The 26,140-nt window shown below is 61.3% G+C and carries 24 protein-coding genes; 7 read left to right on the top strand and 17 right to left on the bottom strand.

The annotated features are described in order from the left end of the window. Window positions 1-169: 169 nt before the first annotated feature. A complete protein-coding gene (locus CRO75_RS19725; RefSeq protein ID WP_007931371.1) occupies window positions 170-604 on the bottom strand; it encodes a DoxX family protein in 435 nt (144 codons plus the stop codon). A 102-nt stretch (window positions 605-706) separates the two neighbouring features. Next, the gene (locus CRO75_RS19720; protein WP_097137614.1) at window positions 707-2,128 is read right to left on the bottom strand and encodes a transglycosylase SLT domain-containing protein; all 1,422 of its coding nucleotides are present in this window, start codon (window positions 2,126-2,128) and stop codon (window positions 707-709) included. A 236-nt stretch (window positions 2,129-2,364) separates the two neighbouring features. Here CRO75_RS19720 and CRO75_RS19715 point away from each other — a divergent pair, with 236 nt between their 5' ends. From CRO75_RS19715 to CRO75_RS19705, 3 genes are all read left to right on the top strand, one after another. Then, complete coding sequence (locus tag CRO75_RS19715) at window positions 2,365-3,171, top strand: TatD family hydrolase (protein WP_097137613.1); 807 nt, start codon at window positions 2,365-2,367, stop codon at window positions 3,169-3,171. A gap of 85 nt (window positions 3,172-3,256) precedes the next feature. Next, complete coding sequence (locus tag CRO75_RS19710) at window positions 3,257-4,738, top strand: methyl-accepting chemotaxis protein (RefSeq protein WP_097137611.1); 1,482 nt, start codon at window positions 3,257-3,259, stop codon at window positions 4,736-4,738. A 152-nt stretch (window positions 4,739-4,890) separates the two neighbouring features. Continuing rightward, a complete protein-coding gene (locus tag CRO75_RS19705; protein ID WP_097137609.1) occupies window positions 4,891-5,253 on the top strand; it encodes an Mpo1-like protein in 363 nt (120 codons plus the stop codon). Window positions 5,254-5,260: 7 nt separating this feature from the next. On the opposite strand, the gene CRO75_RS19700 is transcribed toward CRO75_RS19705, so the two are convergent. The 3 genes from CRO75_RS19700 to CRO75_RS19690 form a co-directional block, all read right to left on the bottom strand. Further along, window positions 5,261-6,058 carry a thioesterase family protein gene (locus CRO75_RS19700; RefSeq protein ID WP_097137607.1) on the bottom strand — a complete coding sequence of 266 codons (798 nt, stop codon included), beginning with the start codon at window positions 6,056-6,058 and terminating at the stop codon, window positions 5,261-5,263. Window positions 6,059-6,165: 107 nt separating this feature from the next. Then, window positions 6,166-6,933: a CHAD domain-containing protein gene (locus tag CRO75_RS19695; RefSeq protein ID WP_097137605.1), complete on the bottom strand. Its 768-nt coding sequence runs from the start codon at window positions 6,931-6,933 to the stop codon at window positions 6,166-6,168. A 144-nt stretch (window positions 6,934-7,077) separates the two neighbouring features. Further along, on the bottom strand, window positions 7,078-7,356 hold the full coding sequence (locus CRO75_RS19690) for a hypothetical protein (protein WP_007931360.1): 279 nt from the start codon (window positions 7,354-7,356) through the stop codon (window positions 7,078-7,080). Window positions 7,357-7,619: 263 nt separating this feature from the next. Between CRO75_RS19690 and CRO75_RS19685 the strand changes: the two genes are divergently transcribed. Continuing rightward, window positions 7,620-8,660, top strand: coding sequence for a patatin-like phospholipase family protein (locus tag CRO75_RS19685; RefSeq protein WP_007931359.1), 1,041 nt, complete (start codon window positions 7,620-7,622; stop codon window positions 8,658-8,660). Window positions 8,661-8,679: 19 nt separating this feature from the next. On the opposite strand, the gene CRO75_RS19680 is transcribed toward CRO75_RS19685, so the two are convergent. From CRO75_RS19680 to kdpF, 6 genes are all read right to left on the bottom strand, one after another. Next, entirely contained in the window at window positions 8,680-9,375 is a 696-nt protein-coding gene (locus tag CRO75_RS19680; RefSeq protein ID WP_009044976.1) for a response regulator, read from the bottom strand. Between the two features lie 114 nt (window positions 9,376-9,489). After that, window positions 9,490-12,141 (bottom strand): sensor histidine kinase KdpD, encoded by a 2,652-nt coding sequence (locus tag CRO75_RS19675; RefSeq protein WP_097137602.1) that lies wholly within the window; start codon window positions 12,139-12,141, stop codon window positions 9,490-9,492. 52 nt (window positions 12,142-12,193) lie between these two features. Then, on the bottom strand, window positions 12,194-12,745 hold the full coding sequence (gene kdpC / locus CRO75_RS19670; protein ID WP_085532509.1) for a potassium-transporting ATPase subunit KdpC: 552 nt from the start codon (window positions 12,743-12,745) through the stop codon (window positions 12,194-12,196). Between the two features lie 129 nt (window positions 12,746-12,874). Further along, on the bottom strand, window positions 12,875-14,974 hold the full coding sequence (kdpB, locus tag CRO75_RS19665) for a potassium-transporting ATPase subunit KdpB (RefSeq protein WP_097137655.1): 2,100 nt from the start codon (window positions 14,972-14,974) through the stop codon (window positions 12,875-12,877). A gap of 10 nt (window positions 14,975-14,984) precedes the next feature. Beyond that, complete coding sequence (gene kdpA / locus CRO75_RS19660; RefSeq protein WP_097137600.1) at window positions 14,985-16,694, bottom strand: potassium-transporting ATPase subunit KdpA; 1,710 nt, start codon at window positions 16,692-16,694, stop codon at window positions 14,985-14,987. Between the two features lie 8 nt (window positions 16,695-16,702). After that, window positions 16,703-16,792: a K(+)-transporting ATPase subunit F gene (gene kdpF, locus CRO75_RS19655; protein ID WP_007899818.1), complete on the bottom strand. Its 90-nt coding sequence runs from the start codon at window positions 16,790-16,792 to the stop codon at window positions 16,703-16,705. A gap of 413 nt (window positions 16,793-17,205) precedes the next feature. Here kdpF and eat point away from each other — a divergent pair, with 413 nt between their 5' ends. Together eat and CRO75_RS19645 are read left to right on the top strand one after the other, a co-directional pair. After that, a complete protein-coding gene (gene eat / locus CRO75_RS19650; protein WP_097137598.1) occupies window positions 17,206-18,570 on the top strand; it encodes an ethanolamine permease in 1,365 nt (454 codons plus the stop codon). Window positions 18,571-18,748: 178 nt separating this feature from the next. Continuing rightward, complete coding sequence (locus tag CRO75_RS19645) at window positions 18,749-18,916, top strand: DUF2897 family protein (RefSeq protein ID WP_008006000.1); 168 nt, start codon at window positions 18,749-18,751, stop codon at window positions 18,914-18,916. 76 nt (window positions 18,917-18,992) lie between these two features. Here CRO75_RS19645 and CRO75_RS19640 read toward each other — a convergent pair whose 3' ends face one another. Together CRO75_RS19640 and CRO75_RS19635 are read right to left on the bottom strand one after the other, a co-directional pair. Continuing rightward, window positions 18,993-19,844 (bottom strand): DUF1989 domain-containing protein, encoded by an 852-nt coding sequence (locus tag CRO75_RS19640; protein WP_009044982.1) that lies wholly within the window; start codon window positions 19,842-19,844, stop codon window positions 18,993-18,995. A gap of 15 nt (window positions 19,845-19,859) precedes the next feature. Then, window positions 19,860-20,513, bottom strand: coding sequence for a GntR family transcriptional regulator (locus tag CRO75_RS19635; RefSeq protein ID WP_097137653.1), 654 nt, complete (start codon window positions 20,511-20,513; stop codon window positions 19,860-19,862). Between the two features lie 196 nt (window positions 20,514-20,709). Here CRO75_RS19635 and CRO75_RS19630 point away from each other — a divergent pair, with 196 nt between their 5' ends. Further along, complete coding sequence (locus tag CRO75_RS19630) at window positions 20,710-21,276, top strand: TetR/AcrR family transcriptional regulator (protein WP_097137596.1); 567 nt, start codon at window positions 20,710-20,712, stop codon at window positions 21,274-21,276. A 28-nt stretch (window positions 21,277-21,304) separates the two neighbouring features. Here CRO75_RS19630 and CRO75_RS19625 read toward each other — a convergent pair whose 3' ends face one another. From CRO75_RS19625 to CRO75_RS19610, 4 genes are all read right to left on the bottom strand, one after another. Beyond that, complete coding sequence (locus CRO75_RS19625; protein WP_097137594.1) at window positions 21,305-22,099, bottom strand: SDR family oxidoreductase; 795 nt, start codon at window positions 22,097-22,099, stop codon at window positions 21,305-21,307. Between the two features lie 211 nt (window positions 22,100-22,310). Further along, window positions 22,311-22,646: a helix-hairpin-helix domain-containing protein gene (locus CRO75_RS19620; protein WP_097137592.1), complete on the bottom strand. Its 336-nt coding sequence runs from the start codon at window positions 22,644-22,646 to the stop codon at window positions 22,311-22,313. A gap of 132 nt (window positions 22,647-22,778) precedes the next feature. Further along, window positions 22,779-23,792 (bottom strand): glycosyltransferase family 4 protein, encoded by a 1,014-nt coding sequence (locus CRO75_RS19615; protein ID WP_097137651.1) that lies wholly within the window; start codon window positions 23,790-23,792, stop codon window positions 22,779-22,781. A gap of 291 nt (window positions 23,793-24,083) precedes the next feature. Continuing rightward, window positions 24,084-26,078, bottom strand: a complete 1,995-nt coding sequence (locus CRO75_RS19610; RefSeq protein ID WP_009044988.1) for a nucleoside-diphosphate sugar epimerase/dehydratase — start codon at window positions 26,076-26,078, stop codon at window positions 24,084-24,086. Window positions 26,079-26,140 lie beyond the last annotated feature (62 nt).

Here is a 26,140-nt window from a genome sequence, read left to right as displayed (position 1 = left end):
CTTCTGTCGGTGATATTCCGAATCACCTGGCGCCCCGCAAGTAGCTGTTTAAATCGGCGCATGGGCAACAATCCTAGAGAAGCCGACGGGGTAGTGTCAAGAATCCCCAATAACGAAATCAGCAACAAAAAAGGCCCGCTACAAGCGGGCCTTGGGTGTTTTCCGGAAGTTACTTGGCAATCGCCGCATCGAGTGACAATTTGCCTGCGCCTTCGATCAGAACCGCAATGGTGCCGCCGAGCAGAGCCAGGGCGAACTCATAACCATTGTTCGCCATGAACAGGCCATTGCTGATGTGCACGGAGAAAATCGCCACCAGCAAGGTGAAGCTCAACCCCAACGCGGCAGGACGTGCCAACAGACCGATAATCAGCGCCAGACCGCCGAAGAACTCGGTACCGCCCGCCAACAGCGCCATCAGGTGTCCTGGTGCCAGGCCGATGCTCTCCATCCACTGTGCCGTACCTGCCAATCCGTAACCGCCAAACAGGCCGAAAAGCTTTTGCGCGCCATGAGCGGCGAAAATGATGCCGACAAAAACTCGCAGGACGGTCAGGCCGTAGCCTGCACGGGTGTTCAGTACGGTTTTGATCAGTGTGCTCATGCTGTGTAGTCCTTTGTAGTGTTGGGTAATGGGTCGCTATATTAATCACAAAATCTCATGTTAAAAGTGCAAAAATAGCAAGATAACAATCAACTTTATCGATTATTTCCTTGAGACGACCTTACGCGCTTGCGGCTCCAACGATTCGCGTTCCCGGTCAAAGGCCAAATAGTATTTATTGACGCTATTAACATAGCTGACGGCGCCCATTCCGACCTGTTCCATGGCAATGCGCTCGACCTGGAAAAACCACTGATTGGGGTTCAACCCGCGTCGCCGGGCTTCGGTCCGCATACCCTGCACTCGCTCCGGCCCCATATTGTAGGCCGCCAGGACAAATGCCATACGCTCGCGCTCGTTGAGCTTGGGACTGGAAAAGAACTTGCGCCGGATCAACGCCAGGTACTTGGCTCCGGCCAGCACGTTGTTATCGAGGGTCTGGATGTTATTGACCCCTACCCGCTGGGCGGCTGACGGGGTGATCTGCATCAGGCCGGTCGGGCCGCTGCCGCTCCTGGCAGAGGGCTGCAATGACGACTCCTTGAAAGCCAGCGCCGCCAGGTTCAACCAGTCCATGTTCTGTGCATCGGCATGCTTCTGTAATACCGGGCGCAATTTTTCCAGGCGCTGGCGATCGGCCCGGGTCAAAGGGTTATGCACCTGATACAGGCGTCGATAGATGCGCAAGAACGCAACATCCTGATCCGCCGGAGCCTTATAGACCTTCAGGAAACGATCGATGCTCGCCCGCAGCATCGAGGCGTCCCGCCGCACGAACCAGTGCTCCTCGCCAGGCTCGCTGATGACCAGTTGCCGATCAAAACGCAGCTTCGGCAGGACTTTGCCCCAGCGCTCGGCAATGGGCTTCTCGACGATGGTCAGGTGAAAGATCCCGCCCTGGACCATTTCCAGGACATCTTCGACTGCCAGGCTCGGATCGACCCACTCGACCTTGACCGGCGCCAGCTTATGCAGCGCCAGCCTCTGATTGATCTGGCTCACCGCATCCCCGGCAGCACTGCCTGTGGTCAGCGCCAGGGTCTTGCCGGAGAGCTGTTCAGGCCGGGTGTAGCGCCGCTCGCCCTTGATTCCCACCAGCAGCAACGGCACGTTGCTGGCGACCGGTTCACTGGGGCTTACCGCTTGCCCCGGTAGCGCCTCCAACAACTCTCCCGGAGCGACCAGATCCCCCTCGCCACGCTGCAGCGCACCGAGCAATTGATCCTTGGCTTTGGGAATGATCTTGAGACTGATTTCCTGACCGTCACGAGCGTGACCATTGAGGTACTGCTCAAAGGCGCGCAGACGGTGGTATTCGACACCGATGGCCTGGCCCTGGACTTCACCGGAGCTATTGCGACTCTGGTTGACCAGCACGCGCAAGACCCGGCTGCTGCGAATGTCCGCCAGGTCGCGGACCTTGCCCGCTACGGCCGCTTCCGGAGGGCCAGCCAAGCGTGCTACCGCCGGCAGGGGCAGCAGCAACGACCAGCACAACGCTAGCAAAACCGAGGGTCGCGTCATCCGCTCTCCGGGAAGAATACTGTCCGAGTTTTCGAGCAATGGCGAAAACGCGGGCGACAGAAACAGAGCGCCTAGAGCGCTGACAAGATGCGAAAGACTGGCACAACCACGGCTGGCAGACCAACCGCTGCCTTTCTTCCGGCATCAAGAGACAGCTTCAACTCGTTGTAGTTCTTGGCTTTTCTTATAAATCTACAGCTCTGATATGCTTTCCGGCCGCAGGCGGAGATAGCACCATGCAACTCATCGATATCGGCGTCAACCTGACCAATCCGAGTTTCGCCGAAAAACATCGCGCCGTACTGGACCGTGCCTATGCCGCCGGCGTCTGCCAATTGGTGCTCACTGGCACCAGTGTCGAGGGCAGCGAACAGGCGCTCGAGCTGTCGCGGCAACTGGATGAAAGTGGCCGCCAACTGTTCTCTACCGCCGGGATTCATCCGCATTGCGCCAGCGACTGGAATGCCGACAGCGCACAGCGCTTGCGCAGCCTGCTCAAGGAAAGCAGCGTCAAGGCCGTGGGCGAATGCGGCCTGGACTTCAATCGGGACTTCTCCCCCCGAGGGCAACAGGAAAAAGTGCTGGAGGAACACCTGGCCCTGGCCGTTGAACTGCAACTGCCGGTCTTCCTCCACGAACGCGATGCCAGCCAGCGCCTGCTGGAAATAGTCCGCAACTTTCGTGACCGCTTGCCGGCCGCGGTGGTGCATTGCTTCACCGGCGAACAGCGCGCGCTGTTCAACTATCTGGACCTTGACCTGCACATTGGCATCACCGGGTGGATCTGCGACGAGCGCCGTGGCACTCACTTGCACCCGCTGGTAGGAGAGATTCCCCGCGGTCGCCTGATGCTCGAAAGCGACGCCCCCTATCTGTTGCCACGCAGCCTGCGCCCCAAGCCGAAGAACGGTCGCAACGAACCGGCCTACCTGACCGAAGTGTTGCGCGAGGTGGCCCTGCACCGCGGCGAGAGCCAGGAAGAGCTGGCGGCCCACAGTACCGCCAGCGCCCGTGCCTTCTTCACCTTGCCCGAGATTGCTTGACGCATATCAAGATTCGACTCTCTGCATAGCGGCACAATAATGGCACCTTGCCAATACTGTTCCGCTTAATCAGAGAAGACCTTCCATGGGTGCCTGGCTCAGCAATATCTCATTGAAATACAAGTTCTGGGCGGTCAATGCGGTCGCCTTCGTGACCACCCTGCTACTGGTCCTGTACGCCGTCCAGCTGGAGCAGCAAGCGCGTAGCCAGGCCTCACAACACAACGCCAGGGCCCAGGCGAGCCTGCTCGGCGCATGGCCCTCCGGGCAAGCGCTGCCCAATGCCGAGAATCTGCTGAGCTTCGCGGCCGGCCAGATCCCCAGCCTCGACCAACGCCCCCTGCCGGAACTGAGCAACGCCAATGGATGGGTGGCCTTCGACGAAATGCCGCTGTTCGGTGAAAACCCTCTGATCGGCGCGCTGGTGCTGCCCCGGACCGATGGCCAACGGGTTGCAGTGCTTGCCCATGGGCCAAGCCTGCATCAGGTGTTCAGCGAACGCTTCAGCCAGTACGCGGTGGCCGTGTTCATTCTGATGCTGGCGATGCTCGGAGCTTCGCAACTGTTGATCCGTTTCCTGCTCAGCCAACTGAACACCCTCAAGGATGTGATGCTGCATGTGGAGAAAACCGGCGACCTGTCAGCCCGCGTGCCCCTGTCGTGCACCGACGAGGTCGGCCAGATGGCCAGCGCCTTCAATGCGATGCAGGCGGGTTACCAGCGGGTGGTCAACACCGTCGCCAACACCGCCCGGCAACTGGATATCGGCGCCGCGCGCCTGGCATCGAGCATGAACGACGTGCGTCACGGCATGCTGGGCCAGCAAAGCGAAACCGATCAGGCCGCGACAGCGATCAACGAAATGTCCGCCACCGTCTATCACATCGCCCAGCACGCCGGCGCCACCCGGGATCGCTCCCAGGCCGCCGATGTCCTCGCCGGCAGCGGCCAGGAAGTGGTCAGCCGTGTGCAGAAGTCCATTTCCGGGCTCTCCAGCGGCGTGCAACAGACCGCCGAAATGATCCAGCGCCTGGCCGAGGACAGTCAGAAGATCAATGGCGTGGTCAACGTGATCCACAGCATTGCCGAGCAAACCAACCTGCTGGCGCTCAATGCCGCGATCGAAGCGGCGCGCGCCGGTGAAATGGGCCGGGGGTTCGCGGTGGTCGCCGATGAAGTACGCAACCTCGCCAAGCGGGTGCAGACCTCCACCGACGAAATCACCCGGATGGTCTCCGACCTGCAGGCCGGTACCCGCGACGCAGTGGACTTCATGCAGGAAAGCTCGTTCAAGGCGGACGATTGCGTACAGCAGGCCCAGGAAGCCGGCGCAGCGCTGGCGGAAATCACCGCGGCCGTGGCGCAGATGCGTGAAAGCAATACCCAGATTGCGGTGGCTGCCGAGCAGCAAAGCCAAGTGGCGGAAGAAATGAATCGCGCCGTGGTGAGTATTCGCGACGTCACCGAAAACACCGTGCAACAGACCGTCGACTCGGCGACCACCAGCAACGAACTGGCGACCCTGGCTGGGGAACTGAGCAAGGCCATCGGTCAATTGAAGCTGTAAACCGCGACTTTTCGCTCCTGGAGGAATCGGCAAGCCTGTCGGAGCGAAACCTTTGCCAGCCTATCGCCCCCATAGTCAGCCTTGATTCGCCGCCCCCTCGCGTGAGGCCTATCCTTTGATACATAGGCTTCTACGAATCAAGGATCACTGTCATGGGTAAACGTCACCCCAACCTCCCCGCCTGGCAATGGCGCTCCTACCCGCATAACCACCGCAACCCGACCAATCTGGTGTTGCACCTGATTGCAGTGCCGCTGTTCATCGTCGGCTTTCTGTTGCTGGTTTCAGGAGTATTCGGCTTGAGCTTCACCAACGTCGCCATCGGCGTGGTCGGCCTGATCGCCGCTTTGGGCCTGCAGCGTCACGGCCATAGCCTGGAGGTCCAAGCCGCCGAGCCGTTCAGTGACCGTAAAGATGCGGTCCAGCGCCTGCTGGTAGAACAATTCGTGACCTTTCCACGCTTCGTCCTCAGCGGCGCCTGGTGGCGTGCATGGCGCAAGCGCCACCGGCATTGAGAGGGTTTCAACCGAAGATGGTGACCGTCTGCCGGCTGAGCGCGATCAACCGGCCTTCGGCACTCCAGAGTGCCGCGGCCGCATGCCCGTAACCGTCACGGGCATGTTCGATATTCACCCGGTACTTGCACCAGTCCAGGGTGCTCAACGCCAGCAGCGGCTGCACGAATTCAATGGTCCAGGTCAGGGTACTGCCAGGGGCCGGGCTGGTCAGGTGTGGTAACAAGGCCGGCGGCCAGGCGTCCACCAGTGCGAGGATATGCGCCTCGGTCATGGGCTCTTCCTTGACGTCGCCCCGCAGGCGCACCCAACCGCCCATGTCCCGCGACTTGTTGCCGGTGAACGGCATGCCACCGATGCTCCAGCGCATTGCCAGATGGCGCATGAACTCCGGCGTCACGCCCTTGACATAAGGCAGTTCCGGGCACTCGTCCCAATGTTTCATGGTGGGTGCTTCCTCGGCGACAACCGTCACCTCGGACGGCCGAGAGGCACCAAAACTGCCCTGTACCAGGGTCACTACCTGACCGTTCTGCACTGCACGCCCCAGCACCTGGCTGACGGCCTTGCCCTCACGCAGCACCTCGACTTCAAAGCTGACCGGCACATTGGGGATGACCGGGCCGACAAAGGTGATCGCCAGTGAACGCACCGGACGTTCGGCGGGGACTGTTGCGCGCATGGCTTCATACTGCAAAGCCGCCACCAATCCGCCGAAACTGGCCCGCCCCTGCGCCCACTCGGTTGGAATCGACAGCTCCAACGGATGGTGGCGGACGGCATCGAGCAAATCGCAAAAGCGCATGAGCACCTCTGATCAAGAAACGGGTTCGAGGATCTTAACCAGCAGCGCACACGCGTAAAGCACTTGTTCCCGCCAAAAAGACTGACAGATAAGCCGCCAGCCGGGAGTCAGCTACGGAAACAGGCAGCGCTCAGCTTGTCGAGCACCCGATCGGCACGCCCCTCGGCCTTGTGCATGGTGGCGTGCCAGACCGGAACACAAGGCAACAGGTCCGCCTGCCGTTCGGCCTGGGCCAGCCATTGCCAGCAATCATGCCAGTCGCCCAGCGCGCCCTGAGCGGCCTTCAAGCGAGAGACGGCCTTGGGCGACAGTTCGGCAAGTTCGGGATACGCCTCGGCGGCGTAGCGCACACGCTTGATCAGCAGGCGCAAACGGTGCCGATCATGAGCCGGATCGTGCAGGGCCTCGTCTAGTGCCTTCCATTGCTTGGCCAAGCGCTTTTCGATGCGCTTGCGCAAGCCGCGCAACAGTTCCTGCCGTTGCGCCGCCCGCAGGAAACGCGGGAAGGCATCCAGCACCAGCAGCAGTTGCTGGAGTTCGGAGCCCGTCGCCACGGTCCGGTATTCATCCGCCAGCCCCGCGGTACGGCGTTCCGCGGCCTGATGGTAGTCATGCTGATGCAGGTACGCAGCCAGAACCTCACGGTCGCGTAACGGCGTCGTCAGTTGCCCGACTGCCGAAGCGGCCGCTTCCAGTTGCTCGACACCAGGCAAACCGCGCAGCGCTCGCAACAGGCTGCGCAAGCGGCGCACCGTGGTACGCAGATCGTGCAGCGCCTCGGGGTCGGTCACCGCCTGCAAACGCGCCTGGCACGCCAGCAAGCGCACCTCCAGCCCCAACACCTGTGCCACCAACCGATCAACCAAGGCAGACATCATTGACTCCCGAAACGAATGACCCGGCTCGCAGCACAAAGACTGCGGCCGGGCCTAGGCATGACTGGCAGGCGCGCTCACGACGCCTGCGAGACGGAAACTGAAGAGCGCTCTTCAGTCTAGCGGCAAACGGCAGCCTTGCGATCAGCGGCCGGCGCGCGACTCACGAATATAGAAACGGGCCTTTTCGGCTTTTTTGGTACAGCCCTCGAAGGCTTCGAATTGCTGCTGGGTCTTGGCCCCGGTCAGTAGCGACAGGGCCTTGGAATAGCTGACTGTGCCAGCGAAACCTTCGGCCTTGGCCAGGTCCAGTTCATGCCAGGCCGCATCCAGTTGCGTACCGCAGCTGTCGCGATAGGCGGTCTTGCCAGCACAACCACCGAGTACCAATGCAATCAACGGTAGACAGATCCAGGCTTTCATCAATGACACCTCAAAGTAGGGGGGAAACAGTCGTGAACGATAAGAAGCAATTGCAAACAATAAAAACAGTCATGAACGTAAGACGATCGCCGCCACTAAAAGTGCCTTGGCTCGTCAGGGAAAATATAGTCGCGCGAGCATAACCCCATGCGGCAAAACACTGGAAAAAATCCCTTTGCCCAAGGCCCGCAGAGGCAGTCAGTGATTGAACCGACACCCTCGATGGGTGCATTGTGGAAACCTGTCTGGCGAAGGATCGAGTCATGAAAAAGCGTGTCGCACTGGTCCTGGGCTCTGGTGGTGCCCGAGGTTACGCCCACATCGGGGTGATTGAGGAAATCGAAAGACGTGGTTACGACATCGCCTGTGTCGCGGGCTGCTCCATGGGCGCAGTAGTCGGTGGTATCTACGCCGCCGGCAAACTGGACGACTACCGCAGCTGGATCGAAAGCCTGGATTATCTGGATGTGCTGCGGCTGGTGGATGTCAGCTTTCGCCTGGGGGCGATACGCGGGGAGAAAGTATTCGGCCAGATCCGCAAGATCGTCGGCGAAATCAACATCGAAGACCTGCGCATCCCTTACACCGCCGTGGCCACCGACCTGACCAACCAGCAGGAAATCTGGTTCCAGGAAGGCTGTCTGCACCAGGCCATGCGGGCTTCGGCGGCGATCCCCAGCCTCTTCACCCCGGTCATGCAAGGCAATCGCATGCTGGTGGACGGCGGCTTGCTCAACCCGCTGCCCATCGTGCCGGTGGTCTCCAGCCACTGCGACCTGATCATCGCCGTCAACCTCAACTCGACCAACCAGCGTCGTTACCAGTTGCCGGTGATCCAGCGCCCCGCCGCCTTCAAGAGCCGCTTCGACAGCCTGATCAACTCCCTGGGCTCGCACCTGCCCTTTCGCCGCAAGCAAGCCGAACAACTGCTGCTGCTCGAACAGGAAGCGCTGCGCAGCGAGGCAGCCGACATCGGCAACCCCTGGATCGAATCCGCCGAGCCCGAGGCCCAGCAACCGGCCGCGGCTCCGGAAACCGATGGCGCCCCGAAATCGGCCACCGGCTCGTTCATTATCGATAACGTCGGCCCCGCTTCCCTGCTGGACCTGATCAACCAGAGCTTCGAGGTCATGCAGACCTCGCTGGCCCAGTACAAGATCGCCGGCTACCCGCCGGACATCCTGATCAACGTGCCCAAGCGGGTGTGCCGTTTCTTCGAGTTCTACAAGGCTCCGGAGCTGATCGCACTGGGGCGGGAAATTGCCAGCGACACCCTGGACCGCTACGAGAACGAACTGAACTGAAAGAGGGCCGCGAGCCCGCTCACTCCTGCGCCCCCAGCAAGCGGTATCCCACCCCGGCCTCGGTCACTATAAAGCGTGGCCGGGTCGGATCGTCCGCCAGCTTCTGCCGCAGATGCCCGACCACGATACGCAGGTAGTGACTGTCCTCGGTGTGCGTCGGCCCCCAGATATCCTTGAGCAGTTGCTGCTGGGTGATCACCCGCCCCGGGTGCCGCGCCAGTTGCGCCAGCACGGCGTATTCCTTGCGCGTCAATGCCACTTCGGCACCGTCGAGCAGCACCCGGCGATAGGCCAGGTCCACGGTCAGCGGGCCGAAATCCAGGGCTGCTTCCTGCGCCTCGCCGACGGGTGCCTGGCGCAACAGCGCACGAATACGCGCCAGGAACTCCTGGATGCCAAAGGGCTTGGTCACGTAGTCGTTGGCGCCACCGTCCAGCGCTTCGACCTTCTGCCCTTCGCTGGCCCGCACCGACAACACCAGCACCGGTACGCCCGACCACTCGCGAAACTCACGCAGCACCTGCTGGCCGTCCATATCCGGCAGGCCGAGGTCGAGCACCAGCAAGTCTGGCTTGTTCAGCGCCGCCTGGGCCAGGCCTTCGTTGCCGGTGCCGGCTTCAAGCACTTTGTAGCCCTGGGACACCAGGCTGATGCGCAGGAATTTACGAATCTGCGGCTCGTCATCGATGACCAGGATGGTCGCGGTCTGGCTCATGGTTTCGCTTCAAGACAAATAAGTGGCGCAAGAGTAGCGCAGGCATGGCTCTGGATCGTAAAGAACATGTGCGGCCCTCCTGGCCTCGTTGGATTGACGCTTTTTTACCGGCACTCAGGCCTCTCCTTCAAGCTCGGGTTGCGCCTGCAGCGGCAGGCACAAGGTGATGCAGGTACCATGCCCGTCGATCCCTTCGCCCACCGTGATGCGCCCGCCATGGGCACCGACCATGCCCTGACAGATCGCCAGCCCCAGGCCGGTGCCCTGCCCGCCTCGATCGCCCCGTGCCGCGGTGTAGAACATGTCGAAAATCCGTGGACGATCCTCCACCGGAATACCCGGCCCTTCGTCGCTCACGGCAAACAGCAACTCGGTGTCGCGGGTCCCGACACTCAGTTGCAAACGGCCGTTGGCCGGTGAAAAGCGCGCGGCGTTTTCCAGGACATTGATCAGCGCCTGTTCGATCAACGCCGCATGCACGAACAGCAACGGCAGTTCGGCCGGCAATTCGGTGCTGACCCGCAGCGGCGCCAGCACCACTCGCAGGCGATTCAGCGCGCTGCCAACGATATCGGCCGGCGCCACCCAGTCTCGCGCCAGCTTCAACGAGCCATGGCCGAGACGGGTCATGTCCAGCAGATTCTGAATGTAGCGATCCAGGCGTTCGGCCTCATCCCGCGTGCCTTCGAGCAGTTCGCGACGGTCTTCCAGGGGGATCGCCTCCCCCAGCGCCAGCAGGCTGTCGATGCTGCCGCGCATCGAGGTCAAGGGGGTACGCAGGTCATGGGACACCGAGGCCAGCAGCGCACTGCGCAATTGTTCGGTTTCGCCGTGCAGGCGCGCCGCTTCCAGATCCTCGGCCAACTGTGCCCGGGCCAAGGCCTGGGCCAGGGGCTGGCTCAAGGCACTCAACAGACGACGACGCTGAGCGTTGAGCTCCTCGCCTTCTTTCGGACAGACTCCAAGCAAGCCCAGCGGGCCCTCGTCAACGGATAACGGCCACCACCACCAGCGCCCGAAAGGCAGGGTTCCGGTGCCCATCCCGGCCGGTTGATCGTGTTGCCAGGCCCAGTCGGCGGCGGCCCGCTCAGACTCGGAAAACTGCAAGGGCCCACCCGTCTCGACCTTCCAGCCACCCTGCCCGTCGCGATTGAGCAGGCACAGCTGCAACTCCTTCCAGCCATTGAGGTGCTGCGCCGCGGCGCTGACCACCGCCTGCCGATCGGTGGCGGCGGTGAGTTTGCGCGACAGGTCCAGCAGCTCGCTGGTTTCTTCCTGGGTGTCGCGCAATGCCTGCAACTGCCGACGCTGGCGCGCCGCCAGGTTGCCGGTCAGGGCCGCCATCAACAGGAAGAACAGCAGCGTCAGCACGTCCTCCTCGCGCTGGATGGCGAAGGAGAACGTCGGTGGAATGAACAGGAGATCGTAGGTCAGGAACGACAACGCCGCGCACACCAGCGCCGGCCCGAGACTGCTGCGCACCGCTACCAGCAGCACCGCGGCAAGGAACACCAGGGAGATGTTCGGCAACGCCAGCACGCTCGCCACCGCCCACGACAGCCCCGAAGCCAGGACCGTCGCCAGGACCGCCAGGGCGTAGTCGAACCAGACCAGCGAACGCTCCACCCGCAGGCGCGGCTGGCCGGGTTCGTCCTCGCTGTCGAGCACGTTGATTTCCAGGCCCTGGGCGTTGCGCAGCAGGCGCGCCGCCAGGCCGCCGCCAAACAAACGGCGGCGCAGGCGTTTGCGTGACTGCCCCACCAGCACCAGGCTGGCGCGCCGCTCCGCGGCATGCTGGATCAGGGTCTTGGCCACTTCGCCGGCCCGCAGCAGGACCACCTCGCCGCCCAGGCGCTCGGCCAGTTGCTGGGCACTTTGCAGGCGCTGGCGAGCTTGCTCGTCAGGCACCCGGCCGTCATCCACATGCACCAGGCTCCAGGGCAGATGCCGCCGCCGGGCGACATGGCTGGCATGACGCACCAGGCGCTCGGCCTGGGCGTCGCCATCGACCCCTACCAGCAAGCGTCCGCGCACCGCCGGCGCGGCCTGCCCGAGCTTGCGATACCCCTGGGCCAGATCGTCGTCGACCTGCGCCGCCGCGGCCTGCATCGCCAGCTCACGCAGCGCGGTGAGGTTGGTCTGGGTGAAGAACGCATCGATCGCCGCCCTGGCCTGCTCCGGCACATACACCTTGCCTTCGCGCAGGCGCTCCAGCAGTTCTCGCGGCGGCAGGTCCACCAGCAGCAACTCGTAGGCTTCCTGCAGCACCCAGTCGGGCAGGGTCTCGCGGACCTGCACCCCGGTAATGCCGCGGACCTGATCGTTGAGGCTTTCCAGATGCTGCACGTTGACCGTCGTGAAGACGTCAATACCGGCCGCCAGCAGTTCCTGAACATCTTGCCAGCGTTTGGCGTGCCGGCTGCCGGGGGCGTTGGTATGGGCCAGTTCATCCACCAATACCAGCTTGGGCTTGGCCTTGAGCAGGCCGTCGAGGTCCATCTCTTCGAGCATGACCCCGCGGTATTCGGAACGCACCAGCGGCTGTTGCGGCAAGCCACCGAGCAAGGCTTCGGTTTCCGCCCGGCCATGGGTTTCCACCACCCCGGCCAGGACCTTCACCCCCTGGCGCAATTGCGTGTGCGCCGCCTGCAACATGGCGTAGGTCTTGCCGACGCCCGGGGCGGCGCCAAGGAAGACCTTGAGCCGGCCGCGGCCGTCATGGGACAGATCGGCTAACAGGGCGTCGGCGCGGCCGGAATCACTCATGCATTGTTCTCTCTGGACTCAAATCATCGACATACAGACTTGTAGCAGCTGGCTACAGGGCGAGCTTTTCCAACGCCCTGTTCAAGGCCAGCACATTCACCACCGGCGGGCCGACCAGAGGCTGCTCGACATGAGCATCCACCAACTGCTGCAGCGTGGCGACCGGCAGGTTGCGCGCCGCCGCGACCCGCGCCAGTTGATAGTTAATCGCCGCCGGTGGCAAGTGCGGATCCAGGCCGCTGCCCGAAGTCGTCAGCAACGCCAGCGGTACCGGCCCCTGCCCTGGCACTGCCAGCTTGTTGGCGTCGTCGATCACACGGCTGGCCAGCGCCGGGTTGCTCGGCGCCAGGTTGCTCGCACTGCTGGACACCGTGGCAAAGGCTCCGGCCGATGGACGCGGGTGGAACCAGCTGTCGCCGCTGAAATCCTGGGCGATCAGGGCCGAACCACGGACCTGGCCCACGCCATCGAGCACCAGGCTGCCATTGGCCTGTTTCGGGAACGCCACCTGGGCCACGCCGGTGACCACCAGCGGATAGGCCACACCAGTGATCAGGGTCATCAACACAATCAGGCTCAAGGCCGGACGCAATACAGTGGACATCATCAAATCCTCGATTCGGTTAACGGGTTTACCCGGACTCCGTAGGAACCCGCTTGCTAGCGATGCGGTGCGTCTGGCGCACTGGGTTGACGCCATCGCCAGCAAGCTGGCTCCTACAGGGTCGCGGGGTTACACCAGGTGCAAAGCCGTCAGCAGCATGTCGATCAGCTTGATGCCCAGGAACGGCACCAGGATCCCGCCCAGGCCATAGATCAGCAGGTTGCGGCGCAGCAGATGGGCCGCGCTGGCCGCCTGCACCCGCACCCCGCGCAGGGCCAGCGGAATCAGCACGACGATGATCAGGGCGTTGAACACGATCGCCGAGAGGATCGCGCTCTGCGGGCTGCTCAGTTGCATGACGTTGAGCACGCCGAGCTGTGGATAAATCGCCGCGAACAGCGCCGGCAGGATCGCGAAGTACTTGGCGATGTCGTTGGCAATGGAAAAGGTGGTCAGGGCGCCGCGGGTCACCAGCAGTTCCTTGCCGATCTGCACCACGTCCAGCAGCTTGGTCGGATCGCTGTCGAGGTCGACCATGTTCGCCGCTTCGCGCGCCGCCTGGGTACCATCGTTCATCGCCATGCCGACGTCGGCCTGGGCCAGCGCCGGAGCGTCGTTGGCGCCGTCGCCACACATGGCGACCAGACGACCGTCGTTCTGTTCGTGGCGAATGCGCGCCAGCTTTTTCTCCGGCGTGGCTTCGGCCAGCACGTCATCCACCCCGGCCTCCGCGGCAATGGCGGCGGCGGTCAGCGGGTTGTCGCCGGTCACCATCACGGTGCGGATCCCCAGCTTGCGCAACTCGGCGAAACGCTCGCGGATACCGGGCTTGACCACGTCCTTGAGGTGAATGGCGCCGAGCAGCTTGCCCTCGGCGCACACCAGCAGCGGCGTGCCGCCACTCTGGGCAATCTTGTCGATTTCCCGGGACAGCGCCGGGGCCAGCTCGCCACGTTGCAGACCAACGAAGGCCAGCACCGAATCCACCGCGCCCTTGCGATAGACCCGCCCCTGATAGTCGACACCGGACAGCCGGGTCTCGGCACTGAACGGCACGGCGGTCAGCATTTCAGCGCCCGGCTCGGGCTGTGGATAAAGCCCGCGCAGGTATTCGACAATGGATTTGCCTTCCGCCGTGTCGTCCGCCAGCGAGGCCAGCAAGGTGGCCTCGGCCATTTCCTGGTGGTTGACCCCAGGCGCCGCGTGGATGGCCGCGCAACGACGGTTACCGAAAGTGATGGTACTGGTCTTGTCCAGCAGCAGGACATGCACGTCACCCGCCGCTTCCACGGCGCGACCGGATTTGGCGATCACGTTCAGCCGCACCAGGCGGTCCATCCCGGCGATCCCGATGGCCGACAGCAAGCCACCGATGGTGGTCGGAATCAGGGTCACCAGCAATGCCACCAGGAACACCAGCGGCAGGCTGCCATTGGCAAAGTGGGCGAACGGCTGCAGGGTCACGACCACGATCAGGAAGATCAGGGTCAGGCCGATCAGCAGGATGTCCAGGGCCACTTCGTTGGGGGTCTTCTGGCGCTTGGCGCCTTCCACCAGGGCAATCATGCGATCAAGGGTCGACTCGCCCGGATTGCTGGTAATACGCACCAGCAACCAGTCGGACACCAGCCGGGTATTGCCGGTCACAGCCGAGCGATCGCCGCCGGATTCGCGGATGACCGGTGCCGACTCGCCAGTGATCGCCGCTTCGTTGACCGCGGCAATACCTTCGATGACCTCACCGTCACCGGGGATCATCTCCCCGACCTCGACCCGCACCACGTCGCCTTTGCGCAAATTGGCGGCAGGTATCACCTGGAAGCTGCCATTGGCCTTTTTCAGGCGTGCACTCAGGCCTTCGCTGCCGGCCTTGAGACTGTCGGCGCGGGCCTTGCCACGCCCTTCGGCCAGGGCCTCGGCGAAGTTGGCGAACAGCACGGTGAACCACAGCCAGAGGGCGATCTGCGCGGCGACGAAGGTCGGTACCGCGGTATCCGGCACAAGGCACAGTACCGTGGTCAGGATCGCGGTCAGTTCGACCACCAGCATCACCGGCGAACGTTGCAACTGGCGTGGGTCGAGCTTGACGAAGGCCTGTACCAGCGCCGGACGCCACAGGGCTGCGATCGAGGTTTTCTGTTGTTCGGCAACAGTGTGTTTCGAGGCCGCGGTTTTGGCACCGGACATTTCGGTTACAGCCTTCTTGGAAGCAGGAACATGCATATTCATCATTAAGTCCTCAGCCCTTCATTCCAAAGGCAGCCAAGCTCAAGTGGTCGGCAATCGGGCCCAGCGCCAAGGTCGGCAAAAAGGTCAGCCCGCCCACCAGCAAAATGGTCATGGTCAGCAGCGTGACGAACAGCGGACCATGAGTCGGAAAGCTGTTCTGGCCGACCGGTGCGGTCTTTTTCAGTGCCAGGCTGCCGGCCAGGGCCAGCACCGGCAGGATGTAGCCGAAGCGGCCGATCAACATGCCCAGGCCCAGCATCAGGTTGTGGAACGGGGTGTTGGCGCCCAGGCCGGCGAAGGCCGAGCCGTTGTTGGCGCTGGCCGAGGTGTAGGCGTACAGCAATTGGCTGAAACCGTGGGCGCCCGGGTTGCTCACCGCCGCCACCGGCCCCGGCAGGCTCGCGGCGATGGCGCTCAGTACCAGCACGCCGACCGGCATCACCATCAGTGTCACCACCAGCAACTGCACTTCCCTGGCCTGCAGCTTCTTGCCCAGGTATTCCGGGGTGCGCCCGATCATCAGGCCGGCGAGGAAGACCGCGATCAGCACGTTCAGCAGCATGCCGTAGAGGCCCGCGCCGACGCCGCCGAAGATCACCTCGCCGACCATCATGTTGATCAGCGCGACCATGCCGCTCAGCGGGCTGAGGCTGTCATGCATGCCGTTGACCGAACCGTTGGAGGCCGCGGTGGTGGTCACCGACCAGAGCACGGTGGCGGTGGTCCCGAAGCGCGCTTCCTTGCCCTCGAGCGGTGCAGTCTGTTCGACCGCGACGTTGTTCAGGGCCGGGTTGGGCTGGTACTCGGCCCACAGCGAGGTCGCGCCACCGATCAGGAACAGCGCCAGCATGCAGGCGATGATCGCCCGGCTCTGGCGCAGATCCTTGACGTAGTGGCCGAAAGTGAACACCAGGGCCACCGGGATCAGGATGATCGAGGCCACCTCGAACAGGTTGCTCCAGGCCGTCGGGTTCTCGAACGGATGCGCCGAGTTGACGCCAAAGAAGCCCCCGCCGTTGGTGCCCAGTTGCTTGATGGCGATCTGGCTGGCGGCCGGGCCCAATGGAATCACCTGATCGACGCCTTGCAGGGTCACGGCGTGGACATACTGGGCGAAGGTTTGCGGGACGCCCTGCCACACCAGGAACAATGCCAGCAGCAGACACAGCGGCAGCAGGCCGTAGAGGGTGGCACGGGTCATGTCGACCCAGAAGTTGCCCAGGGTCTTGGTCGACTTGCGGCCGATGCCACGACACAGTGCAACCAGCACCGCCAAACCGGTGGCGGCGCTGACGAAGTTCTGCACGGTCAGGCCGATCATCTGGCTCAGGTAGCTCAGGGAGGCTTCACCGCTGTAGGACTGCCAGTTGGTGTTGGTCATGAAGCTGACCGCGGTATTGAACGCCAGCGTCCACTCCTGCCCCGGCAGGTTCTGCGGGTTGAGCGGCAGATGGTCCTGGAACAACAGAATCGTGAACAGCAACAGGAAGCCGGCCAGGTTGAACGCAAGCAGGGCCAGGGTGTATTTCTGCCAGCTCTGTTCGCTTTGCGCATCGACACCCGAAAGCCGGTAACAAGCGCGTTCGACCGGCCCCAACAGCGGCGTCAGCCAGGTGCGCTGGCCCTCCATTACCTTGTAGTAGAACCGCCCCAGGAAAGGCGCGGGCAGCAGCACCAAGGCAAAGAAGCCGAGGATCAGCCAATAGTCATAACTGTGCATAGCCGCTCCTAGTTCCGATCCGCGCGCAACAGCGCAACCAGTAGATAGATGAACAGCCCCACTGCCAGCAGCAGGGACACCCCGTCCAGAACGCTCATGGAATCTCTCCGTCGTACGGCAATCGCCGCGTGTGGGGCATTGTCCGCAGGGAGGCTGTAAAGGAACGAGATCGAGGGCGCGGGCGGCGCATAAAGAAAGCGTAAAGAAAGGCTTTACGCGGGATTTACACCGGCCATCGGCGTGGCCAGGGGAGGGATCGTCAGCTGGTTTGCTGCTGTACCGGAAAAGCCCGATGCACGTAGAAACGAGCCTGCTCGCGATCGCGCGCCTCCAGGCTCCACCGCCCTCCTCTGTTGCACGGCTGTGCACCAACCCAGGCGCCTTCGGCCTCGAAACAACTGGAAACATCCTCGCTACGACAGCTTTTTGCGCTTTACGACGGCCGTTTTCGCTCTGGCATGAGCGGTGCAGTGAGCAGCCCGAGCACTTCTTTCCGTTCCGGGAGCCACGCATGAACACACAACTCAAACCAACGCTGGGCACGCTGCATTTATGGGGGATCGCGGTCGGGCTGGTGATCTCCGGGGAATACTTCGGCTGGAGTTATGGCTGGGGCGTCGCCGGCACCCTGGGCTTTCTGCTGACCTCGCTGATGGTCGCGGCCATGTACACCTGTTTCATCTTCAGCTTCACCGAACTGACCACTGCCATTCCCCATGCCGGCGGGCCTTTTGCCTACAGCCGCCGGGCCTTCGGTGAAAAAGGCGGGCTGATCGCCGGGCTGGCGACCCTGATCGAATTCGTCTTCGCGCCACCGGCCATCGCCCTGGCGATCGGTGCCTACCTGAATGTGCAGTTCCCGGCCCTGGACCCGAAGCATGCGGCGGTCGGCGCCTATATCGTGTTCATGGGGCTGAATATTCTCGGGGTCAAACTCGCCGCCACCTTCGAGCTGGTGGTCTGCGTACTGGCGGTGGCGGAACTGCTGGTGTTCATGGGCGTGGTCGCACCGGCCTTCAGCTTCAGCAACTTCGCCCTCAACGGCTGGGCGGGCTCGGACACCTTCGGCGCGCCGGCGATTGCCGGGATGTTCGCGGCGATTCCGTTCGCCATCTGGTTCTTCCTCGCCATCGAAGGCGCGGCCATGGCCGCCGAAGAAGCCAAGGACCCGAAACGCACCATCCCCAAGGCCTACATCAGCGGCATTCTGACCCTGGTGCTGCTGGCCATGGGCGTGATGTTCTTCGCCGGCGGCGTGGGCGACTGGCGCACCCTGTCGAACATCAACGACCCGCTGCCCCAGGCCATGAAAGCCGTGGTCGGGGACAACTCCGGCTGGCTGCACATGCTGGTGTGGATCGGCCTGTTCGGCCTGGTGGCGAGCTTCCACGGCATCATTCTCGGCTACTCGCGGCAGTTCTTCGCCCTCGCCCGCGCCGGCTATCTGCCGGCGTCACTGGCCAAGCTGTCCCGTTTCCAGACGCCGCACCGCGCCATCATCGCCGGCGGCCTGATCGGCATCGCCGCCATCTACAGCGATGGCCTGATCAACCTGGGCGGCATGACCCTGACCGCGGCGATGATCACCATGGCCGTATTCGGCGCCATCGTGATGTACATCATGAGCATGCTCAGCCTGTTCAAGTTGCGTAAGGCCGAGCCGCACCTGGAACGCACCTTCCGCGCACCGGGCTACCCGCTGGTCCCGGCCATTGCCCTGGCACTGGCCGTGGTCTGCCTGGTGGCGATGGCCTGGTTCAACAGCCTGATCGGCCTGATCTTCCTCGGTTTCATGGTGGCCGGTTTCATCTACTTCCTACTGACCGCGCAACTGCGTGCCAATGCGCCGGCGGATGCGATGCTGACCGGGCTCTGAGCGGATGGCATGCCTCTGTCGTTGGCTTGCGTAGCCACACGGAGGATTGATGCAAGAGAGGTTACCGGGGCAGATCAGGCCTACAATGGAACCACTGCGAAACGCTGTAACTCGAAGTGGTATGGCAGCTTGACGGGCGAAACTCCTCGTCCGCCGGTATGCCCTCAAGGAGAGCCCTATGCCCTGGTATGCCTGGTTGATTCTGATCGTTGCAATCGGCTCGATCGTTGGTGGTCTGATGATGTTGCGCGACACCGCCAACAAGGTGGAACTGACCGAAGAGCAACGCAAGCGCGTTGCTGAACGCAACGCGGAAGCGGACGCCAAGGACGCGCAGGACCGCTGACTGGATAACCCGATCGAACAGCCCCGCCCTTCTCGAAATGGCGGGGCTTTTTTATCCGCCCCTGCGGCCGGCAGCGCTATTTCTCCCAAGCAGCCTTGGCGATGTGCAGGCCATGCAAACCTTTGTAGGCCGCCCGCTCAGGCTGGCTCCAACCTTCGAGCAATGCCTCGTCGAGCCGATAGATCTCCACGCCCAACGGCCGACAGACACTGAGCGGGTCCTGAGCCTCCGGCCCCCACATGGGCAGCGACAGATCGCCGCCCGGGCAGGTCGACAGCGCACACAACAGATCGATTTCGGCAAAGAACTCCAGGTAATCGCCCTTCTGCGCGGGGCAGGCCTTCATGAAATACATGTCGTCATGATTGAGCCCGGTGCACTGGAAGATGTTCAGCACGTCATGCACATCGAACTCGGTCAGGCCGTGGGGAAGGACCGCGCGCGTCAGGTTGGAATGGCAATGGTGATGGAAGTCCTCCCCGGTGAGCATGCGGTTCACGTAAGGATCGCAGCGCGTGCCGAGCAGGTCGTGCAAGCGCCCGCCATGTTCGTCGATCCCGTAACCGGCGAGACTGTCATCGGTGATGGTCACCAATGGCCGCAAAAACGGCAGGTTCGACCACAACCGGTCATGGGTACTGACATGCGCGCCCTGCAGTTGCCGGGTACGCGCCGCCCACAGACGCTCCCGCGGATCGCTGGCATTCCAGACGTTGAAGTCTCCGACCTGCGGGCCGGCCGGCGTGGTCACCCGGAACACATGCCCGGCCGGCACATGCCAGGCACGCCCGGTGCGGATCGGCACCTCGAATTGCTCGATCAAGGTGCGCTGGTCCTTGCTGTCGCGGACCCGCTCATAAAAGGCCGTGTCCACCTGCAGGGCCGAGCCTTTGCTGACCTGATAAGCCGCGGGATAGTCTTTGTACATGGTTGAAACCCTCGATCAGTGGCGGGAAGAGTGGCTGAGAATGTCGAGCAGCAGCCGTTCGGAATCGTCCAGGTAAACCGCCAGGGTTTCGCTGGCGGCCTGCTTGTCGCCAGCGGCGAGCAAGTCATGGATCTGCCGGTCCCGGGCCAGCCAGGGCGATTGAAAATGCTGCTCGTCAGGGGCGGCACAAAACACCAGGCGCATCTGCGCCACGAGGTTGGTGAAGAACTCATCGAACAAGGGGCTGCGCATCAGTCCGACGATGTGTTGATGAAAGGCCAGGCTGTGGGTGCCCACCGAGCGCCAGTCCTCGCGCTCGCGGGCGAGTTCGCTGGCCTCGATAGCCTCGAGCATCCGGTCGGACTGGTAGTCGCGCAGCGGTTTGCTGGAGGCAATGGCCTGCAACTCCAGGGTACGGCGCACCTGGAACAGATCACGCACTTCATCGATGCCCAGCCTGCGCACCGTGACACCTTTATTGCGTACATAGCGGGTCAGGCCTTCCTGTCCCAGGCGATGCAAGGCCTCGCGAATGGTGTTGCGCGAGGCGTTGTAGGCGGACACCAGATCGCTTTCCACCAGGGCCATGCCCGGCAACAAGCGACCGCCGATGATATCGGCACGTAATTCGAGGGTTATCTGATCGGCCAGGGAGAGTACGTTGCTCATGAATATCGCCTTGAGATTGTTGAACAATCCATGAATATCCAATAGTCACCATTCATGCCAATCGATGCTTGGCTCACTGACGAATCATGCTTTTCTAGCTATTCAGGGAGAAAAATGAGGTTTCCGGGGTTAATAGTGCAATCCCCCTTCCGTCAACCTTGGGTAAGATGACTCCCTAGCTGTGGAGAGTTCCCCGATGCGTTACTCGCACGACCATAAAGCCCAAACTCATCAACGCATCATCAAGGAGGCCGCCGAGCGCTTTCGGCGCGACGGTATCGGGGCGACAGGCCTGCAACCACTGATGAAAGCCCTGGGCCTGACCCATGGCGGTTTTTACTCGCATTTCAAATCCAAGGACGAACTGGTCGAAAAAGCCCTGCAGGCCGCGGCGGAAGAACTCGATGCGCACTGCGCCACGCTATTTGCCCAGGAACAACCCCTGCCGGCCTTTATCGACAACTACCTGTCCGAGTGGCACCAGACCTCCCCCGGTCAAGGCTGCCCGTTGCCCACCATGTCATCGGAACTGGGCCTGCGGGGGCAAGCCAGCCCCACCACTGATGCGGTGCTCAATGCCCGACTCGCGCAGGTAGAGGCCAATCTCGAAGGAGAAAATGCCGCCGACCAGAGCCTGGTGATCATGTCGACCCTGGTCGGGGCCCTGGTGCTGTCGCGCAGTGTCGAGAACCCCGACCTGGCCAAACGGATACTGGAGGTAACACGCGAGCATCTGAAAAAACAGGATGGTCAGGTGGAGTGATCCCCATCAACCTCCAGCCTCGACACCGTTATTTGTAGCGAGCAGCCGCACTGCTTTTCGACAGGTTTGGCCCCAGGGCAAAACGCGCAGCCACGAAGGCGTCCCAATCAGCCGAGTCGGGTAGCGAGGGGATGGTGATCAACTCACCCTGATCAAAACCGGCCAGAGCCGCATCCACCATCTCGGTGGCTTCCATGATCATCTCGGCTGGAATCCCTTGGGCGTCGATGCCTGCACGCTCCCAGATCTCAGTACGGGTCACCCCAGGCAATACCGCCTGGACCTGCACACCCTTACCGTCCAATTCCGCAGCAAGCGACTGAGTCAGGCTCAGGACATAGGCCTTGGTCGCGCTGTAGGTCGCATTAAAACGCTCGGGAATCAGCGCCACCACCGAAGCTATATTGATGATCGCTCCTCTTCCCGCCGCCGAGAAGCTGGCGGCGGCCGCAGCAGCCAGACGAGTGACCGCAACCACATTCAACTGGATCATTGCCTCTAGCTGATCCGTGTCGGCAACGGCCAGGTTCCCGTCAGCAGCGATACCGGCATTGTTCAGCAATAGACTGATGCTCGAGTCGGAACGCAAGCGCTGCTCGACCTTCAGCACATCGACCTGGAGCGTCAGATCGGCCTTCAACACTTCAACCTGCACCTTGTGCTCGGCCCGTAACCGGGTCGCGGCGGTTTGCAGGCGCTGCTCATCGCGTGCAACCAGCAACAGATCGTAACCACGAGCGGCCAGCCGCTCGGCATAAACCGCACCGATGCCAGATGAAGCACCGGTGACAAGTGCCAGCCCCTTGGGGGAAATCGAATTCATGACGGCTCTCCAGAAAAGTGCTTGAGAAGGGAAAGACAAGGAATTGATGCTCTGCTTGGGAAGCGGTTTGATTATAGTCATAATTCAATAAAATATTACGATCATAATTCTATCGATACGATAGACAACATTGAATGGCACAACCTTGCTTATGGTGGGCCCGAAAAACGCAAAGCCGATCAGTGATCGGCCTTGCGCATGAATTGAAGCGTCAGTTGACCTTCAATTTTTCCCGGTTGCTTTCCAGAATCGCCTTGCCGATTCCCTTGACCTCGAGCAGTTCGTCCACTGACGAGAAAGCTCCATTAGTTTCACGATATGCAACAATTGCCTTGGCTTTTACCTCACCGACTCCCAACAACTCACGCTGCAACGTAGCCGCATCAGCCTTGTTGATATCGACCGTGGCAGTTTGTGGGGCGACAGCCGCAGTCACGACTGGCGCCGTGCTTGCTGCCTCCTGTTTCGACGCGGGAGCAGCAATTACACTGACAGAGGCGCTAGTCAGCAGGGCAAAAAGCAAGGAATAGAAATAATTTGCACGCATAAGTGACACTCCATGACACCGTTGATAGAGATACAGCTTTTCCGAAGCTGCCCCTCAAACTTAGGTCATGGTGATGCACTGTCAAAAAGGGATTAATTACAGCTTATGTAATAGTGAGCTTCAGCCATCTGCTCAGTGTTCCGACTCACCGGCCCGATACTTCATCGCCAGGATGAGCAAAGGTACATAGGCCACGATTACCCCCAGTCCTCCGTCAAGCTTCTGCATGGCGACGCACAGACCGATGGGTAACAGCCAGAGAAGGTTGATCAATGCGACGCCCAGCGTAACCGGGAAATGGCTCCCCAGTTGGCGTGAAGCGAACTGATAACCATGGCTGCGATGAGCCTCATAGACACGCTCCCCACGTAAAAAACGCCGAATCAAGGTAAAGGTCGCATCAACGATGAATACCCCGAGCACAATGCACCATACCCACAGGAAGTCGGCGTTCCGCCAAGCGGCCTGCAGCGAAAGGATACCCAGTACAATACCCAGGAAACCGCTGCCGATATCACCCATGAAGATTTTCGCCGGTGGGAAATTCCAGTACAGGAAACCCAGCGCGGAGGTGGCAAGCAGCAACGGCGGCCAGATCAGATCGTCATATCCCGACAGCCAATAGATCAGGCAAATGCTCAGGCAGGATGTCACCGCTTCGACACTGGCAATCCCATCGATGCCATCCATGAAGTTGTAGAGGTTCAACATCCAGACCAGATACACCACCGCCAACCCATGCCCGATCCAGCCAAGCTCCAGCGTCATGCCGAACACCTCTAGCGCCGGCAATCCTCCCAGCCAGAACAACGCCCAGAGACTACCCGCAAAATGTCCGAGCAAACGCCAGCGGGCGGCAATGGGCCGGTGATCGTCAATAAACCCGAGCAAAGCAATGCCAGCACCGGCGCCTGACAGGCTCCAGACCAGATTCTGGCCGATAGCGCCCAGCATTCCGGCCAAGGGCAAGGCAATAAGGAAGGTCAGGACGATGCCTACTCCGCCACTACGCGGTGTAGGAATGGAATGGGAGCTGCGTGCGTTCGGAATCTCCATCAGCCTGTGAGTAAGCGCATAACGAAGAAAAACACCGGTCACCGCCAGCGAGAGGATCGCCATGATCGGTAGCGACCACAAGAGTCCAATCCAGGGAAACCATAGGTCAGACGATGCTTGAAAGTTCAAGGTGTCGACTCCAACGGCATGTCGTGGCAGTGAAGTCTGGAACCATCATGCGGTCCCGGCTGACCACTTCAATATGTTTTTATTTTTGTAGTTGCGGAGCAGAACGTTTTTTCAGACGGGTCAGGATGATGACCGCCCCGGCGGCGCTCGCTCCGTGTCAGTACAACCAGATACGGGTAAGCCTGGTCGGTGTTACTGCCCCTCAGCGTCAGCCAGAAAGCTCCTGGCGGCCGAGGGGTTTTATCGGTGCAACTAAGGCTCGAGACGACGTTGCTGATAAATCCAGTCGACAATCTCGCTGTCTGGAGTGTAGCCACTGACCGTGTCGCGCAACAGTTGCCGGACTCTCGAGTAATCATCCTGGTCGACCGCCAACAGCAACTCGCCCAGCCTGGCCTTCAACACATCCCAAGGCAGATAGTCTTCGTTGGCACTCATGATCATTGGATGCTGTGTCGCCACGACGTTGTCGCCGATCAACAGTTCTTCGTAGAGCTTTTCGCCCGGCCGCAGTCCAGTGAACTCGACGGCTATGTCGCCGTGGGGATTCTTTTCGGAACGCAGGCTCAACCCCGACAGATGAACCATCTTCTCGGCCAGTTCGACAATCCTGACCGGCTCGCCCATATCCAACACAAACACATCACCGCCCTGCCCCATGGAACCCGCCTGGATCACCAACTGGGCAGCTTCCGGGATAGTCATGAAATAACGCGTGATGCGAGGATGCGTGACCGTCAACGGCCCACCGGACTTGATCTGCTTGTGAAACAACGGGATGACCGAGCCGGAAGAACCCAGCACATTGCCAAAACGCACCATGGTAAAGCGGGTTTTATTCACCCGGGAAACATTGGCGTGTTCTCCGAACAATACCGGAGCCACCTCACGACTCAGAGCCTGCAGCGTCATTTCGGCCAGACGTTTGGTACTGCCCATGACATTCGTCGGGCGCACCGCCTTATCTGTTGAAATCAGCACAAAGTTCGCGACATTCGCACGAAGAGCGGCCTGCGCCGTACTCAGTGTGCCCATCACATTATTCAACAGGCCTTCGGCGATATTGTGCTCGACCATGGGAACATGCTTGTAGGCTGCGGCGTGATACACCGTATCCACATGCCAGGTTTGCATGATGTCGAGCAGTTTTTCCTGATTACGCACAGACCCCAGAATCGGCAGCAACTTCACGGATAGCGACTCGCGCACGATACGCTGTTCGAGCTCCTGCAAGATGCTGTAGAGATTGAACTCACTGTGCTCGTAGAGCAGCATCGTGGTCGGGCGCAACGCAAGAATCTGACGGCACAGTTCCGAACCGATCGAACCACCGGCCCCCGTGATCAGAACCGACTGTTCCTTGATGCAATGCTCAAGCAACTCCTCCTGAGGCGGGACCGAGTCACGTCCCAACAGGTCGGCAATATCGACCTCCTGAATATCATCGACCTTGACCCGTCCGCTCGCCAGATCCATAAAGCCCGGCACACTTTGCACGTGCAGGCCGAACCCCTCGAGGAAGCTCAGGATCTCTCGGCGGCGCGTACGGTTTGCAGAAGGGATCGCCAGCAGGATCTGCTGGGCACCGGTCACATCGATCATTTGCTGAATATGTTTGGGCTTATAGACGTGCAGCCCGGAAATCACTCGCTCGGCAATATTGCTGTCGTCGTCGATGAATGCCACAGGACGCATCAGGCGGCCCATCCGCAACGCGGCGACCAACTGGTTACCCGCCGCACCGGCGCCGTAAATGGCCACCTTCGGCAAACCGTCATCCCGGCTGGTAAAGGGAACATGCTGCGCGGCCGTGAACCAGTCGCCCAGGAAGTACTGGCGCATCGCGAGACGCAACCCACCGATCATCACCAGGCTTAGCCACCAATAGTTGAAGATTATCGATCTGGGTACCAGCGGTTGACGGCTGCTGCTCCAATACACGATCAGGGCGAGAATCAGCGCCGACAGGCTGACAGCCTTGATAATGGTGATCAGCGCATCGTTACCGAAATAACGCATGACGGCACGGTACATGCCGAAGCGTATGAACAATGGGATGGCGACAACAGTGGCACTCAAAAATAACCAGAGGTAATCAGCAAAGGGATTGACCAGCTCATCGACGCCTAAACGAACGACAAAGGCCATCCAGAGGGCAAACCAGACGAGGACAACGTCAGTCACCACCTGAAAGGCACGCTTTTGCCGGCGCGTTAATCCCAGTAAAAAGGCTCTCAACTTATCCATAACACCTTGAACACCTCTATTACTCCTGAAATATATCTGGTGCCACACTGGGTGATCCCAAG

This window comes from Pseudomonas sp. LAMO17WK12:I10, from assembly GCF_900215185.1.
In the GTDB taxonomy this organism is placed as follows: domain Bacteria; phylum Pseudomonadota; class Gammaproteobacteria; order Pseudomonadales; family Pseudomonadaceae; genus Aquipseudomonas; species Aquipseudomonas chlororaphis.
The sequence above is the reverse complement of the archived record's forward strand: the minus strand, read 5'-3'. Positions and strand labels throughout refer to the sequence as shown.